Annotated in this window: 10 protein-coding genes and 3 pseudogenes; 4 read left to right on the top strand and 9 right to left on the bottom strand. The window is 64.6% G+C overall.

Going from position 1 to position 15,008, the window contains the following annotated elements; all coding sequences use genetic code 11:
• Nucleotides 1-127: 127 nt before the first annotated feature.
• Nucleotides 128-984, top strand: a pseudogene (locus tag ACSKB9_RS34685) (DUF1499 domain-containing protein).
• Between the two features lie 92 nt (nucleotides 985-1,076).
• On the opposite strand, the gene ACSKB9_RS34680 reads toward ACSKB9_RS34685, so the two are convergent.
• The 4 genes from ACSKB9_RS34680 to ACSKB9_RS34665 form a co-directional block, all read right to left on the bottom strand.
• On the bottom strand, nucleotides 1,077-1,994 hold the full coding sequence (locus tag ACSKB9_RS34680; RefSeq protein ID WP_438078804.1) for an MBL fold metallo-hydrolase: 918 nt from the start codon (nucleotides 1,992-1,994) through the stop codon (nucleotides 1,077-1,079).
• A gap of 200 nt (nucleotides 1,995-2,194) precedes the next feature.
• On the bottom strand, nucleotides 2,195-3,409 hold the full coding sequence (locus ACSKB9_RS34675) for an acyl-CoA dehydrogenase (RefSeq protein WP_028334515.1): 1,215 nt from the start codon (nucleotides 3,407-3,409) through the stop codon (nucleotides 2,195-2,197).
• Nucleotides 3,410-3,577: 168 nt separating this feature from the next.
• The gene (gene ribB, locus ACSKB9_RS34670) at nucleotides 3,578-4,654 is read right to left on the bottom strand and encodes a 3,4-dihydroxy-2-butanone-4-phosphate synthase (protein ID WP_438078802.1); all 1,077 of its coding nucleotides are present in this window, start codon (nucleotides 4,652-4,654) and stop codon (nucleotides 3,578-3,580) included.
• Between the two features lie 264 nt (nucleotides 4,655-4,918).
• A complete protein-coding gene (locus ACSKB9_RS34665; protein ID WP_438078800.1) occupies nucleotides 4,919-6,652 on the bottom strand; it encodes a cation:proton antiporter in 1,734 nt (577 codons plus the stop codon).
• Between the two features lie 59 nt (nucleotides 6,653-6,711).
• Here ACSKB9_RS34665 and ACSKB9_RS34660 point away from each other — a divergent pair, with 59 nt between their 5' ends.
• The gene (locus ACSKB9_RS34660) at nucleotides 6,712-7,254 is read left to right on the top strand and encodes a DUF3124 domain-containing protein (protein ID WP_375162624.1); all 543 of its coding nucleotides are present in this window, start codon (nucleotides 6,712-6,714) and stop codon (nucleotides 7,252-7,254) included.
• Nucleotides 7,255-7,314: 60 nt separating this feature from the next.
• The gene (locus ACSKB9_RS34655; protein ID WP_438078798.1) at nucleotides 7,315-8,553 is read left to right on the top strand and encodes a PLP-dependent aminotransferase family protein; all 1,239 of its coding nucleotides are present in this window, start codon (nucleotides 7,315-7,317) and stop codon (nucleotides 8,551-8,553) included.
• Here ACSKB9_RS34655 and ACSKB9_RS34650 read toward each other — a convergent pair.
• Both ACSKB9_RS34650 and ACSKB9_RS34645 read right to left on the bottom strand, forming a co-directional pair.
• A protein-coding gene (locus tag ACSKB9_RS34650) for an IS630 family transposase (RefSeq protein WP_438078796.1) occupies nucleotides 8,550-9,511 on the bottom strand; the annotation gives its coding sequence in 2 pieces (ribosomal slippage) (nucleotides 8,550-9,172 and nucleotides 9,172-9,511; 963 coding nt in all). The genes ACSKB9_RS34655 and ACSKB9_RS34650 overlap by 4 nt on opposite strands.
• 341 nt (nucleotides 9,512-9,852) lie before the next feature.
• Nucleotides 9,853-11,133 carry an amidohydrolase family protein gene (locus ACSKB9_RS34645; RefSeq protein ID WP_438078794.1) on the bottom strand — a complete coding sequence of 427 codons (1,281 nt, stop codon included), beginning with the start codon at nucleotides 11,131-11,133 and terminating at the stop codon, nucleotides 9,853-9,855.
• Between the two features lie 221 nt (nucleotides 11,134-11,354).
• On the opposite strand from ACSKB9_RS34645, the gene ACSKB9_RS34640 reads away from it, so the two are divergent.
• On the top strand, nucleotides 11,355-11,585 hold the full coding sequence (locus ACSKB9_RS34640; RefSeq protein ID WP_438080533.1) for a hypothetical protein: 231 nt from the start codon (nucleotides 11,355-11,357) through the stop codon (nucleotides 11,583-11,585).
• Between the two features lie 69 nt (nucleotides 11,586-11,654).
• On the opposite strand, the gene ACSKB9_RS34635 is transcribed toward ACSKB9_RS34640, so the two are convergent.
• The 3 genes and pseudogenes from ACSKB9_RS34635 to ACSKB9_RS34625 form a co-directional block, all read right to left on the bottom strand.
• Nucleotides 11,655-12,473 (bottom strand): aldo/keto reductase, encoded by an 819-nt coding sequence (locus ACSKB9_RS34635; RefSeq protein WP_438078792.1) that lies wholly within the window; start codon nucleotides 12,471-12,473, stop codon nucleotides 11,655-11,657.
• Nucleotides 12,474-12,639: 166 nt separating this feature from the next.
• A pseudogene (locus ACSKB9_RS34630) lies at nucleotides 12,640-14,221 on the bottom strand (alkaline phosphatase D family protein).
• Nucleotides 14,222-14,535: 314 nt separating this feature from the next.
• A pseudogene (locus ACSKB9_RS34625) lies at nucleotides 14,536-14,966 on the bottom strand (hypothetical protein).
• Nucleotides 14,967-15,008: the final 42 nt, after the last annotated feature.

Below are 15,008 nucleotides of genomic sequence, written 5' to 3'. Positions count from 1 at the left end.
AGCCCGGCCATGACGATTTGGGGTAAAGCCCAAATCCCTTGAATTCGCCGCAGGTCCGTGGTCTCACACGACTGATCGCGGCGGCCGAGGTCGCCTGAGGACATCTCAACCGGCAGATTTTTCGACGATGGCGCGCAGGTTTTCCGCTCCCTACCAGCAGGAGCCCGTGTCCGGTCTCGCCACCTGGTCGCGCAACCTCGCCATCTTCTCCGTCGTCGCGGTGGTCGTTTCGATCCTGATCGTCCGCTTCGGGTTCCTGGAGATCAAACCGGCGCTGGCGACCTTCTTCGGCGCGCTGGGCCTGGCCGGCCTGTCGATCCTGCTTGGGCTGGCCGCCTTTGCCGCGATCTGGCAGAACGGCACCCGCGGCATGGGCCGGATCCTGCTCGCGCTGCTGATCGACGCGGCGATCCTCGCCTACCCGGCCTATCTCATCTATCAGTACCGCAAGCTGCCGCGGATCTACGACGTCACCACCGACGCGATCGACCCGCCGAAATTCGAGGCGCTGGCGCGGCTGCGCACCGGGGAAGGCACCAATCCTGCCGCCTATGCCGGCCTCGATCGGCCGAGCGGCAGCGCGCGGCCTATCCCGATATCGAAACCGTCGAGCTCGAAACCCCGGTCGACCGCGCCTATGAGCTGACGCTGCGGCTGGTGAATCGCCGCAAATGGCTCGTCATCGACGCGCGCGCGCCGCAGCCGCCGCGCCGCATCGGCCGCATCGAGGCGGTGGCGCGGACGCCGATCATGGGTTTCCGCGAGGACGTCTCGATCAGGGTCACGCCTGACGACGAGGACTTCCGCGTCGATATCCGCTCGGCGTCGCGCTATTTCGACACCGATCTCGGCAGCAACGCCGCCCGCGTCAAGAAGCTGATCGAAGACCTCAACAGCGCGGCCGAGAACGACAATGCCAAGCCGGCGAAGAAGGCGGCTCCTGTCGCGCCAAAGGCGCCGCCGGCGAAGACGGTGAAGAAGTGAGGCGGTAGCGTCATTCCGGGGCATCGCGCAGCGATGAACCCGGAATCTCGAGATTCCGGGTCTGGTGCTTCGCACCATCCCGGGATGACGAACTACGCCATCCTATACGTACCGCCGATCACCGGATCGCCGTCCGTCGCCACGACGCCGCGCGCGACGAGGTCCTCCAGATGCGCCAGCACCGAATAGCCGGCGGCATTGGCGAGCCGCGGATCGAGCCCGATATAGATCGCCCGCACCATGGTCGGAATGTCGGCCTCGCCCTTGCCGAGACGATGCAGGATCGACGCCTCGCGCGCCCGGCGATGCCGCGCCAGGAAGCGGACGTAGCGCGGGCCCTCCGGAATCTCCGGGCCGTGCCCGGAGAAATACAGCTGCTCGGGCCGCTGCTCCAGCCGCTCCAGCGAGGCCATGTAATCGATCATCGAGCCGTCCGGCGGCGCCACGATCGAGGTCGACCAGCCCATCACATGATCGCCGACGAAATTGATGCTGCGCTCAGCCCATGCAAACGCCAGATGGTTGGCGGTGTGGCCGGGGGTCGCGACCGCCTCCAGCGCAAAGCCCGCGCCCTCGATGACGTCGCCGTGCCTGACCTGCACATCGGGCCGGAAATCGCGGTCGGCGCCGGATTCCGGATTGTGCTTCTCGCTCTCAAAGCGCGGGCGCGAAGCGCGGTGCGGTCCCTCGGCATAAACCGGCGCGCCGGTCGCGGCCTTGATCCGCGGCGTGTTCGGCGAATGGTCGCGATGGGTATGGGTGACCAGGATATGCGTCACGGTCTCGCCCTTGACCGCATCGAGCAGCGCCTTGGCATGCGCATCGTTATCGGGACCGGGATCGATGATCGCGACCTTGCCCTCGCCCACGATGTAGCTGACCGTGCCGGTGAAGGTGAACGGGCTCGGATTGTTGCAGAGGACACGGCGAACGCCGGGGCGGACCTGTTCGACCACGCCGGGCTTCAGCGGAAAGTCGCGGTTGAACGGGATGTCGTCGTTGTCGGCCATGGGGATTTTCTCTGCATCGTCATTCCGGGATGGCCCGCAGGGCCAGACCCGGAATCTCGAAAGAAGGGAAAGGAACGCGGCGCGAGATTCCGGGTTCGCGCCGTCCAAGTCGGCTGTTGCCGACTTAGACATTTAAAATCTGCCGAACTTGGGTAAACCTGAGTTCGGTTGGCGCGCCCCGGAATGACGAGCAAGCGCCGTTACGAGAACGCCTGGATGCCGGTGATCGCGCGGCCGAGGATCAGCGCATGGACGTCGTGCGTGCCCTCATAGGTGTTCACCGTCTCGAGGTTCGCGGCGTGACGCATCACGTGATACTCGATCTGGATGCCATTGCCGCCGTGCATGTCGCGCGCCATGCGGGCGATGTCGAGCGACTTGCCGCAATTGTTGCGCTTGACGATCGAGATCATCTCAGGGGCCATCTTGCCCTCGTCCATCAGGCGGCCGACTCGCAACGAGGCCTGCAGGCCGAGCGCGATCTCGGTCTCCATGTCGGCGAGCTTCTTCTGGACCAGCTGGGTGGCGGCGAGCGGCCGGCCAAACTGCTTGCGGTCGAGCGTGTATTGCCGCGCGCGATGCATGCAGTCCTCGGCGGCGCCGAGCGCACCCCAGGAGATGCCGTAGCGGGCGCGATTGAGGCAGCCGAACGGACCCTTGAGGCCGGAGACGTTGGGCAGCAGCGCGCTTTCCGGCACCACCACATTGTCGAGCACGATCTCGCCGGTGATCGAGGCACGCAGCGACAGCTTGCCGCCGACCTTCGGCGCTGAAAGGCCCTTCATGCCCTTCTCGAGGATGAAGCCGCGGATCTGGTTGTCGTGCGCAGCCGACTTGGCCCACACCACGAACACGTCGGCGATCGGCGCGTTCGAGATCCACATCTTGGCGCCGTTGAGCTTGTAGCCGTCGGCGACCTTCTCGGCGCGGGTCTTCATGCCGCCGGGATCGGAACCGGCATCCGGCTCGGTCAGGCCGAAGCAGCCGACCCATTCCCCGGTCGCAAGCTTGGGCAGATATTTCTTGCGCTGGTTTTCGTCGCCATAGGCGTAGATCGGATACATCACCAGCGACGACTGCACCGAGTTCATCGAGCGATAGCCGCTATCGACGCGCTCGATCTCGCGCGCCACGAGGCCATAGGCCACGTAGCTCGCATTGGCGCAGCCATACTCCTCGGGCAGCGTCACGCCGATCAGGCCGAGCTCGCCCATTTCGTTGAAGATCTCGCGGTCGGTTTTCTCTTCCAGATAGGCCTTGGTGACCCGCGGCAGCAGCTTGTCCTGCGCATAGGCCCGCGCAGTGTCGCGGATCAGGCGCTCGTCTTCGGTGAGCTGGTCGTCGAGCAGGAACGGATCATCCCACTGGAAGCTGGCGGCAGCCGGCTTGTCCTTGGCCTGAGGGCGCACGCTCATGAAACATCCTTTCGCATCGTCTATCGGAAATTGGCGGATAAATTAAAGCGCTATGCTGCGAAGCGCAATTGAATTGGGACCTTCGTCATTCCGGGGCGATGCGTCAGCATCGAACCCGGAATCTCGAGATTCCGGGTTCGCGCTATCGCGCGCCCCGGAATGACAGTGCTAGGTCTCCAGCTTCTCGTTCGACACGATCTCGATGCCGAAACCTGACAATCCCTTGTAGTCATGCACCGACGAAGTCAGGTGCCGGATCGAGGTGACGCCGAGATCACGCAGGATCTGTGCGCCGACGCCGACCTCGCGCCACTGCCTGTGGCGATCGGCCTCCGCCGTCTTCTGCTCGCCAACCGGCTCGACCGGAACACCGGCGGCACCATCGCGCAGATATACCAGCACGCCGCGGCCGGCATCCTTGAAGTGCCGCAGCACGGCTTCCATGCGCGCCGGCCCGGTGAACAGGTCTTTCACGATGTTGGGCTTGTGCAGCCGCGTCAGCACGTCCCGGCCGTCGCCGATGCCGTTATAGACGAAGGCGGCGTGCATGATCTCGTCGAACGGCGAGCGATAGGCATAACCCTGCAGCGGGCCGATCGGGCTTTCGGTGGTGAAGGTCGCGACCCGCTCGATCAGCTTCTCGCGCGCCTGGCGATAGGCGATCATGTCCGCGATCGTGACATGCTTGAGCTTGTGGGCGGCGGCGAATTTGGCGACCTGCTCGCCCTTCATCACGGTTCCATCATCGTTCATCAGCTCGCTGATGACGCCGACCGGTGGCAGGCCGGAGAGCCGGCACAGATCGACCGCCGCCTCAGTGTGGCCGGAGCGCAGCAGCACGCCGCCGTCGCGCGCGATCAGCGGGAAGATGTGGCCGGGGCGCGCGAAATCATTGGCGCCGGCGTTGGGATTGGCGAGCGCGCGGCAGCAGGAGGCGCGCTCCTCGGCCGAGATGCCGGTGCCGCCATCGGGCTTGTAGTCGATCGAGACCGTGAAGGCGGTGGTGTGGTTGGACTCGTCGTGCGCCACCATCGGGTCGAGCCGCAGCCGGCGGGCGTCCTCGGTAGTGATCGGCGCGCAGACGATGCCGGAGGTGTGGCGGATGATGAAAGCCATCTTCTCCGCCGTACAGAACGACGCCGCGACGATCAGATCGCCCTCGCCTTCCCGATCGTCATCGTCGGTGACGACGACGAGTTCACCCTTCGCAAAGGCTTGCAGCACTTCCTGGATCGTATCGGCCATTGTCCTGACATCTCGCTATATGCAGGCAGTGGATTAGCCGGGTTCCGATGTCAGCGCCAGTATCATTATGCAACCCGCCATGCATCCGGCAGGGATACCAGGAGGGGAGATTTCACCTCTCCCAAAGGGAGAGGTCGGATCGCATCGCTCGATGCGATCCGGGTGAGGGGTTCAGCCCTCTCGTGGGACTTCGAGCCCCTCACCCGCTGCGCAAATCGACCTCTCCCCGATGGGGAGAGGCGATGGACAGCCTTGAGACCGGCGTTACGGCAGCACCTCGCGCCGGTCGCTGAGCTGGGCGTCCAGTTCGGCGCGCTTGTCGTCGAGCAGACCGGCGTCGGCCGCCTCGATCACGGAATAGAGCTCGCCGGCGTCGCTGAGCCGGGTCACCGTCACGTAGTCGGCGCCGGCGCTGTAGAGGTCGTCGACGCCGGTCAACAGGTCCGCGGTGGCAACGATCCGCGCGGTCGGATTGAGGGCGCGGACGTGGCGCACCAGCTTCTCATTGTCGGCGCCGACCAAGAGGAAATCCGGCACGCTCAGGATGATGATCTCGGCCTTGCCGATGCCGGCATGAACCAGGGTGTCGACATTGCTGATGTCGCCATAGATCACATGCATGCCGCGGTCGGACAGCGTGCGGAACACCAGCGGGTTGAAATCGATGACGCTGATCTGCTCGAGCAGCGACTGGTTCTGCCGCTCGATCTGGCTGATCAGCGCGCTCGCCGCGCGGAAAAAGCCGAGGATGACGATGCGCCGGATCTCGCCATGTCCGCCCTCGTGCCCGGCCTCGGCGCGGCCCTGGCCTTCCTGATCGAGGTCGCGCAGCCCGATCCGCTTCAACGGACCGATCAGGCCGCGCACGATCTGGTCGCTGCGCCCCATCGCGAAGGTCGAGAGCACCGCCAGCACGACGAAGGCGAACGAGGCCGCACTCGCGGTTTCGGTTCCGATGTGGTTGGCGGCGACGCCGGTCTGGATCACGACCAGCGAGAACTCGGAGATCTGCGCCAGGTTGATCGCCGGCAGCAGGCTGGCGCGCAGGCCCTGCTTCATCAGATAGAGCGGCGTGAACGTCGTGATCAGGCGGCTCGCCACCGTGAAGGCCGCGATGACGAGCGCAAGCCAGATCACCGAGAGGCCCGGAATCGGGATCGTCATGCCGAGCGCGACAAAGAACAGCGTGATGAAGAAATCCCGCAGCGTCGTGACCTTGGCGGTGACGTCGAGCGCATAGGGAAAGGTCGAGATCGAGACGCCGGCGACCAGCGAGCCCATCTCGCGCGACAGATGCAGCCGCTCGGCGATCTCGCCGATCAGGAAGCACCAGGCGAGCGCGCCGAGCAGCACGAGCTCGGGCCGCCGCGCGATCTGGTGGAACAGCCGCGGCAGCACGTAGCGGCTCAGCACCAGCGCGGTCGCGACCAGCACCGCGACGCGGGCAATCGACAACAGCACGACGCTGATCTGCAGATTGTCGAGGCTCGGCTGCACCGCCAGGAACAGGATCGCGAAGATGTCCTGCAGAACCAATACGCCGAGCGTGATGCGGCCCGGCAGCGTATCCAGCTCGCGCTTCTCGTAGAGCACCTTGACGATGATCACGGTCGACGACAGCGCGCAGGCGACGCAGAGATAAATCGCGTCGAACTTGCCGCCGCCGACCGCAAGCCCGAGAGCGGCAAAGAACGCCACGCCGATCAGGCAGCCGCCGATCAGCTCGCCGGCTCCCGCGAACAGGATGACCTTGCCGGCACGGATGATCTTCTTGAGGTCGATTTCCAGCCCGATCATGAACAGCATGAAGATCAGGCCGAGCTCGGAGATGACGCTGATCGATTCCTGGGACTTGACCCAGCCCATGCCGAATGGACCAATGAAAAAGCCGGCGATAAGGTAGGCCAGTATCAGCGGTTGCCGGGAGAAGTGGGCGAGCAGCCCAATCCCCCAGGCAAACAGGATACAGAGCGTGATATCGGGAATCAGTTCATGCATGCGTCAAAGACTTCCTGTTGCCGCAACCTAGAGGGCCGGGCGTGAGGATCAACCGAGCAATGTGTCACATCCGCGCAGGCGGCATTTTTCTCGCAGTCTTGCTCTGCCTGCTCACCGTGCGCATGTCAGAGGCGCTAGCACAATCCTCGGCAAGTATTGAACAAAATTTCGCGAACTCGTTGACGACGGTGCCATCGGAGGGCCTCACCGCCTCCGGTGCATTCTACGTGCCGGTGTATTCCAGCGTGTCGATGAGCCAGGGCAAGCTCAGGGCCGATTTTTCGGTGACGCTCAGCGTGCACAACGCCTCCGAGACGAAGCCGCTGGTGCTGAAGCGGATCGCCTATTTCGACACATCAGGCAAGATGGTGGAGAGCTACCTTAAATCGCCGGTCGCGCTAAAACCGTTTGCGACCGTCGAGGTCGCGATCGCCACGACCGATACCCGCGGCGGCACCGGCGCGAATTTCGTGGTCGATTGGGCGGCCGCCGGCGAGATCGCGGAACCGGCGGTCGAGGCCTTGATGGTCGGCAGTGTCGGCGCAGGGCACTACGCCTTCATCAGCCAGGGCCGGCCGATCCGGCCGGTCGGCAAGAACTAACCTCATGGAAGGCCGCTTGCCGCGGCCTTCTCAACGATAACAACACGGAGCGAAACGTCCATGTCCACCTCAGCCCAGTTCGACTTTACACCGCTACTCGCGGCCGGCCTGCCTGCCCCGGCCGCACGCTGGACCGGGCTCGCCAAATACAGCTTCGTCGGCGGCAACAACGATCCCGACCAGGTCCCGGTCGACGGGCTGCTGGAGGCGGTCAACGCCGTGTTGAAGCGCGAGGGCAGGAATTTGGCGACCTACAATCTCGCGCACGGGCCGCAGGGCTATCTGCCGCTGCGCCAGTTCCTGACCGAGAAGCTGAAGCGCGACGCCGGGATTGCCTGCACGCCGGACGAGATCATGATCGTCTCCGGCTCGCTGCAGGCGCTCGATCTTGTCAATCACACCTTGCTCGCCAAGGGCGATGCCGTGCTGATCGAGCAGGAAACCTATCAGGGCTCACTGAACCGGCTGACACGGCTCGGCGTCAATGCGGTCGGCATTCCCCTCGATGGCGAGGGCATCAGGATCGATGCGCTGGCTGCGGCACTCGCCGATCACAAGCGGCGCGGCATCACGCCGAAATACATCTACACCATCCCGACAGTGCAGAACCCGACCGGCTCGATCCTTTCCGAGAGCCGCCGCGCCGAGATGCTGAAGCTGTCAAGGGAATACGGCGTGCCGATCTTCGAGGACGATTGCTATGCCGATTTGATCTGGAACGGCGAACGGCCGCCCGCGATCTATGCGATGAGCAAGCATGGCGGCGTGATCCATATCGGCTCGTTCTCCAAATCGATCGCGCCTGCGCTGCGGGTCGGCTTCATCGTCGCGCCCTGGGGGATCATGTCGCGAATGCTGCCGCTGAAGACCGACGCCGGCTCCGGCGCACTGGAGCAGATGGTGCTCGCGGAATATTGCGCACCGCATTTTTCGACCCATGTGCCGCGCCTGACCAAGGGCCTGCGCGCCAAGCTCGATACGCTGATGGAGGCGTTGAACGAGCAGTTCGGCACCGCGGCCGAATTCGAGGCGCCCAAGGGCGGCATCTTCCTCTGGGTCAAGCTGCCCGACAATGTCGACACGCTGAAGCTCTATCAGGCGGCGCTTGCCGCCGGCGTCTCGATCAATCCGGGACCGGAATGGTCGACCAGCAAGGCCCATTCCGGCAGCCGGCTCCGCCTCTGCTTCGCCAGCCCCTCGCACGAGCAGATCCGCGAGGGCGTTGCCGCGCTGGCCGAGGTGTGCCGCAAGGAGTTCGGCGTGCCGGCGCGCAGCAGCAATGTGGAGAAGCGCTGCTAGAGCGTTAGCCGATCAGGTTGCAAGTAGCCCGCGGCGATGAAGTAGTTTGTGGATTCCGTGGGCGTGTAGGTGTCGATGATGCGCCCGACAGCATCCCAAAGGCCGCCGACGGTGCGTTCGGCGGCCTTCCGCAGATTTGCTTTGAGCTTGGCGAAGGCATTCTCGATCGGATTGAGGTCGGGACTGTAGGGCGGAAGATAGAGAAGCGTAGCGCCGGCCGCCTCGATCATCTCACGTATGCGGGGCCCTTTGTGGCTGGAGAGGTTGTCCATGATGACGATGGCGTGGTCTGGCAGCTCAGGAATGAGCACCTTTTCGACATAGGTCTCAAAGGCGTTGCGGTTGATGGGGCCATCGAGCACCCAGGGCGCGATGATGCCGCGTGTGGTTAGAGCGGCTACGCAGGTAGTTGTTTTCCAGTGGCCGTGAGGAACGCTGGCCCGCAGACGTTCTCCGCGCTGGCAGCGGCCATGGGTTCGCGCCATGTCGGTCGACGCCCAGGTCTCGTCGATGAAGACGAGCCGATCCCGGTCGAGCTTGCCCTGGCTCTCGCGCCAGGCCTCGCGTCGCTTCAAGACGTCCGGGCGATCCTGCTCTGAGGCATGGGCGGTCTTTTTTTACGCGTGATCTTGTGGCGCTCGAAGAAGCGGCGGATCGTGCCATAGCCAAAGGACAGGCCTTGTTTGCTCAAGCCGTCACGCAATTCCTCGATAGTGATATCCGGCGCCGTCTCGAGCAGAGCCATGATCGTCGCCTGATGAGTATCAATCCGGTGGGACTTGCGGTCGCCGCCCTGAGCCCTCGGCTGGGCATCGCCTTGCTCCCGCTCGCGCGTTCGCCAGCGGCTTACGCTTGCCGCGCTGACGCCAAATCGCTCGGCAGCCTGCCGGCCTGAAATGCCACTCTCAATACAGGCAAGCACACGTTCGCGAAGATCCATCGACAGCGGTTTCGCCATGCCCGCCGGCCTCCAGCTCCGGCGACCAGCTTGAATCACCAAACGCTGATTTGTGAATCCCCAACGATTCAGTCAGATCGGCCAACGCTCTAGATCATGATGACTTTGCGCTGAAGCGAGTTGCGGACTCCGCTTCACCTCGCCCCGCGTGCGGGAGAGGTCGGAACGCATCGTCAGATGCGTTCCGGGTGAGGGGGAGCCTCCGCAACCTCAGCTATCACCGGATACGCGGAGGCAGCCCCTCACCCCAACCCTCTCCCCGTAAGAACGGGGCGAGGGAGCGCAGCGCGCTTGCGGTCGCCATTCGATCTGATCTCATCATGCTCTACCGATCTGCGCGCCTACCTCACCGAGAACGGCGCCTGATAGGGCCGGCCGAACGGCACGCCGTTGACCACGGTCTGCACCGGCCTCAGCAGCAGATTGCCGTCGCGCTTGTTGTTGCGGGTATCGACGAAGGAGACCGGGCCTTCGACGAGATCCATGATCGCGACGTCGCCGGGCGCGCCACGCTGCAGCGTGCCGACCTTCGGGGTCCGGTTGATGATCCGCGCCGGCGCCGAGGTCGCCATCGCCACCACCTGATCCAGCGACGAGCCCATCGCCAGGAACTTGCTCATCACGTTCGGCAGGAACGGAATGCCGGGCGAGTTGCCCGAGAAGACGTGGATGTCGGAGGAGATCGTATCGGGCGCGCAGCCGGCGGGGATCGCGACTTCGGCCACCGTGAAATCGAAGCTGCCGCCGCCATGGCCGACGTCGAACAGCACGCCGCGCTGCTTGGCCGCGAGCGCCGCCGGCAACAGCTTGCCCTCCTGGACGATATTGGTGAAAGCGCCGGACATGTTCGGCGCGCCGGAATAGGCGTGGGTCAGGATATCGCCCGGCCGCAGCAGATCGAGGATGTCGGACATCAGCTCCCTGGTCTCGACGCCGCCGATATGTACCATCATCCGCGCCGGCCAGCCGCACATCTCGCAGGCCAGGATGCCGCGCTTCAGCGGCTCGAGGCCGTGCTTGAAGATGACGTTTTCCGACATCCGCACCTTGACCCCGATCAGGAAGTCGGGGTTCTCGGCCAGCGCCATCGCGCAGGCTTCGACCTGGGCGTTGTCGATGTTGTAGAGCTCGGCCACCGGGAATGCCGACAGGCCGTTGTTGGCGATGTGGACGAAGGCGTAGATCCGCGCCCGCGATTGCGCGACGATGAAGCGCCGCAGCGCCGCGAGGTTGTTGACGCCGGCGTCGCCCGCCGAGACGACCGTCGTGGTGCCCTGGAATTGCACCAGCTCGTCGGCGGGAATGCCGATCGCCGATCCGTACGGGTAGACGTGGCAGTGCAGATCGACCAGACCCGGCATCACGAGCTTGCCCGACGCGTCAATGGTCCTGGCGGCGCGAGCAGCCGGGATCTCGTCTTCGATCGCCTCGATGATGCCCCAGCGGATGCCGATGTCGCGCTTGCCGCGCAGCGACTGGCTGGGATCGATGACATCGCCGTTCTTGATCACGAGGTCGAACTTGTCGTCCGGCCCCATCGCCGCAGCGGCCGGCCTCGCGATGGCTGCGGCAGCGGCCGATCCCGTCACTTTCAAAAAATCCCGGCGTGAAAATTCGCTCATGGCAACGTCCCCCGAACATTGATTTTTATGGCGCGATGATGCGTCGGACGCCGAGGTTAGGCAAGGCCGCCGGCGGCGCTCGCTGTCGGTTGTGCAGCCTGCTCGCGGCGAACGCCGCGACGGCTGTTATTGCTGAACAAGTGTTCAGAAAACTCCTCTGGTTCCTGAGGAACGTTTCAATATCCGCACGGTTTTCTCTTCACTTATTTGAGGAGGATGAGATGAAAAAGATTGGCTTTGTTCTCGCGGCGGTTGGTGCGCTTGCGGTGGCCGTTCCGTCGATCGCGAGCGCCGAGACGGTCGTGATCAGACATGGCGGTCATCATCACTGGGACCGCGGCTGGGGCGCACGCGCCGAAATGCGCCATGACCGTGGCTGGCACCGCGGTTGGCATCATGGCTGGCATCGCGGCCATGACCGGACGGTGATCATCAAACGTCATCACTACTAAAAACCGACACAACGGAAAATGGCTCCTCACGGAGCCATTTTCTTTTCTACTTCCTCAGGGCCAGCGGCCTCAATCCCACGCCGGCGCAAACCCCGGATTGACGCAGCGCATGTCCTTGGGCAGCGCCGCAATCGCCTTGCGGTCCGCGTCGTCGAGCTTGACCTTCAGTGCGTCGAGATTTGCCTTTTGGCTTTCGGCGCGCGAGGCTTTCGGAATAGCCGCCACTCCATCCTGATCGAGCAGCCATTTCAGCGCCACCTGCGCCGCGGTCGCATCATGCTTGCTGCCGATTTTCGCCAGCGTCTCGTCGGTGGCGAAGCGGCCCTGGGCGAGCGGACAATAGGCCACCAGCGGGATCGATTTCGCGGCGAGATATTTGCGCACCGGCGTCTGGTCCAGCATCGCGTGATATTCGATCTGGTTGCAGGCGATCGGCGCCTTGATGTCCTCGACCACGGTCTTGAGCAGCGCGGTGGTGAAATTGGCGACGCCGATCGCACGGGTCCGGCCTTCCTCTTTCAGCTTCATCAGCGTCTCGAAGACGGCAGGCAGCTTCATGCTCCGCGACGGCCAGTGCACCAGATAGAGGTCGACGTGATCGAGCCGCAGCTTCTTCAGGCTGGCGTCGAACGCTGTCCGGATCGCATCCGGCGCCAGGTTCTCGTGCCAGACCTTGGTGGTCACGTGCAGGTCCGTGCGCGCGACATTCGAGGCAGCGATCGCCGCCCCGATCGCCTCTTCATTGCCGTACATCTCGGCGGTGTCGATATGCCGATAGCCGAGCCCAAGCGCGCTCTCGACCGCCGCGCGGCAGGTATCGCCCTGCATGCGGAAGGTGCCGAGCCCGAGCTGCGGCAGGCTGATGCCCTGTGTCTGCAGATTTTCCATGGATAGCTCCTGACGCGTGGGAAGCCGATGCCATCGACGACCTCACGCCAGCAAATCGTTTCGTGGGAATGAAATTGGCAGGACTGCCAGGTGCAGTCTGCACGCAAACCGGCCCCTCGGGCAAGACGCCGGCAATCAAGATGTCGCGACGGGATCAGAGACGGCGCTAGATGTGCTGCGCCATGATCTGGCCGGGCCGCGCGTCCGGCCGCGGCTCGATATCGACCGACCAGAGGTCGTGGTTGTCGACGTCCTTCAGCGTCACCGTCATCACGCCGGTCTTGCCGTCGATGTCGACGCGGCCGAAGAATTGCAGCCCGAAGCACGGCGCGAGATTGTCGCCCTGTTCGGCCGAGCAGCCCTTCTGGTACATCGCCTTCGGGCCAAACGTGTTGTCGAGTTCGCCCGGCGACCAGGTGCCGGCATGCAGCGGGCCGGAGACGAACTCCCAGAACGGCTCGAACTCCTGGAACACCGCGCGATTCGGATCATAGTGATGCGCGGCGGTGTAGTGCATGTCGGCGGTGAGCCAGACCGTGTTGCGGACCCCGGCGCGCTTCATGAAGGACAACAGATCGGCGATCTCGTGCTCGCGCCGCGCGGGCGGGCCGTCACCGAGCGCGACCGCATCGAGGCTGACGAGGCCGATCGGCAGATCCGCCGCGATCACCTTCCACACAGCATCCGACGCCACCAGCTCCCGCTTCAGCCAGGCGAGCTGGCTCTGGCCGAGGATGCAGGCCTGGTCCGGATCGCCCTGCTTGTTCCAGCTGGAATCGCGATAGGAACGCATGTCGATGATGAAGACGTCGAGCAGCGGCCCGTAGGGAATCTTGCGGTAGACGCGGCCATCGCGCTCCGGCATCAGCCGCATCGGCATGAATTCGTGGAAGGCGCGGCGTGCCCGTGCCACCAGGCGCGAGCTGCCGTCCGCCTCATAGCCGGTCGCATCGGTGGTGCCGAGCGGCGACCAGTCGTCGGCCACCTCGTGGTCGTCCCACTGCGCGAACATCGGCACCTCGGCGTGGAAGGCGCGGAAATTGTCGTCGAGCCAGTTGTATTTGTAGTTGCCGCGAAACTGATCGAGGCTCTCTGCGACGGCGGATTTCTCCTCGGTGACGATGTTGCGCCAGATCTCACCGTTGGGGAGTTTCTGCTCCGACGGCACCGTGCAATCGGCGTAGATGTGATCGCCGGAATGGATGAAGAAGTCTGGGCGCTCGTCCAGCATGGTGCGGTAGCTGCGCAAGCCGCCGCGCGCGGGGTCGATGCCCCAGCCCTGCCCGACAACGTCGCCGGACCAGACGAACGAGACCGGACGCCGGTCGGCCGGCGCGGTGCGGAAATGGCCGATGCGGCTTTCGCCTGATGTGCCGTCGCGGTCCTCGAAGCGCACGCGATAGAGCAGGTCCTGGCCCGGCGGCAGGCCGTTCGAGCAGCAGCTTGGCGGTGAAGTCGCGCTCGGGCAGCGCATCGGCGGACGCGGTGCGCAGGATGCGGGCGAAGCTTTCGACCGCGGCGCATTCGATGTGCATCCGCGCGGCGCGATCGGCGCGCGCCCAGATGACAGCGGAATCGCTTGCCACGTCGCCGGACTGGATGCCCGCAATCGCGGGCCGATCCGCGGCGCGGCTCAGATACGGTCTTGCCAGCGCGCCGAATCCCGCCAGCGCCGCGGTCGACGCCGAGCGCACCAGAAGCTGGCGCCGGGTGAGGCCACGCCGCCTCGCGGAGTTCGCAGTCGGCATCGAATAACCTTCGTCGAATCGCAACGAAGGTTTTGCCTGCGCTCCTTGACTCCGGCCTTACGGTTTCTTGACTCTCCGCCGACGGTTTTGCGACGGCGGGATGACTCGGGGGCGGCTGCTGGGACGGCGGCCCCGGATATCGAGCGCTCAAGCACCAAACCCGTCATCCTGAGGAGGTCGCGAAGCGGCCGTCTCGAAGGATGAACGGCCCGTCCGTGGCCGATCCATCCTTCGAGGCTCGCTTCGCTCGCACCTCAGGATGACGGGTCAAGGATTGACGCACTTCGAGAAAGCAGAGGCGCGAGAGCGCCGCCTCACCGATGCCAGTTGCAGATGCCGCCGGTGCGGCACGGCCAGGTCTGGATCCGTGTGTCACGGGCCTCCGCATCGAGCGGGTTCGAGTGGCGGCGCGCGAGCTTGGCACGGGCGGGCACGCGCGCTTCCGCGCGCTTCTTCTCGTGCGACGCGGTCACCCTGGTGGTCCGCACGGCTTTCTTCGGCGCGACTTTCGGCTCCTCGACCTGCGGCTCGACATTCGCATGCTGATCGGGGCCATGGTCGGTCTTCGCCTCGACCGGAACGGGCTCGAACTGCGTCGGCGGGCCAAGTCGCTTCGGCGACAGCACCGCCTTGGAGAGATCGAGGCTGAAGAATTCGCTGGGCCGTACTCGTCGGCCAGCGCCACGCCGCCCCAAGTCAGGCACGCGGTGCAAACGATTGCAACAAAAGCGTTTTTCAGGACCATCAAACGGCCTCCTGAAATCACTCGAACAGACAGCCATCATGT

This window comes from Bradyrhizobium sp. BR 1433 (genome assembly GCF_051547665.1).
Classification (GTDB): Bacteria; Pseudomonadota; Alphaproteobacteria; order Rhizobiales; family Xanthobacteraceae; genus Bradyrhizobium; species Bradyrhizobium australafricanum.
Note: the sequence above shows the minus strand (reverse complement) of the source record. Positions and strands in the feature narration are given on the sequence as shown.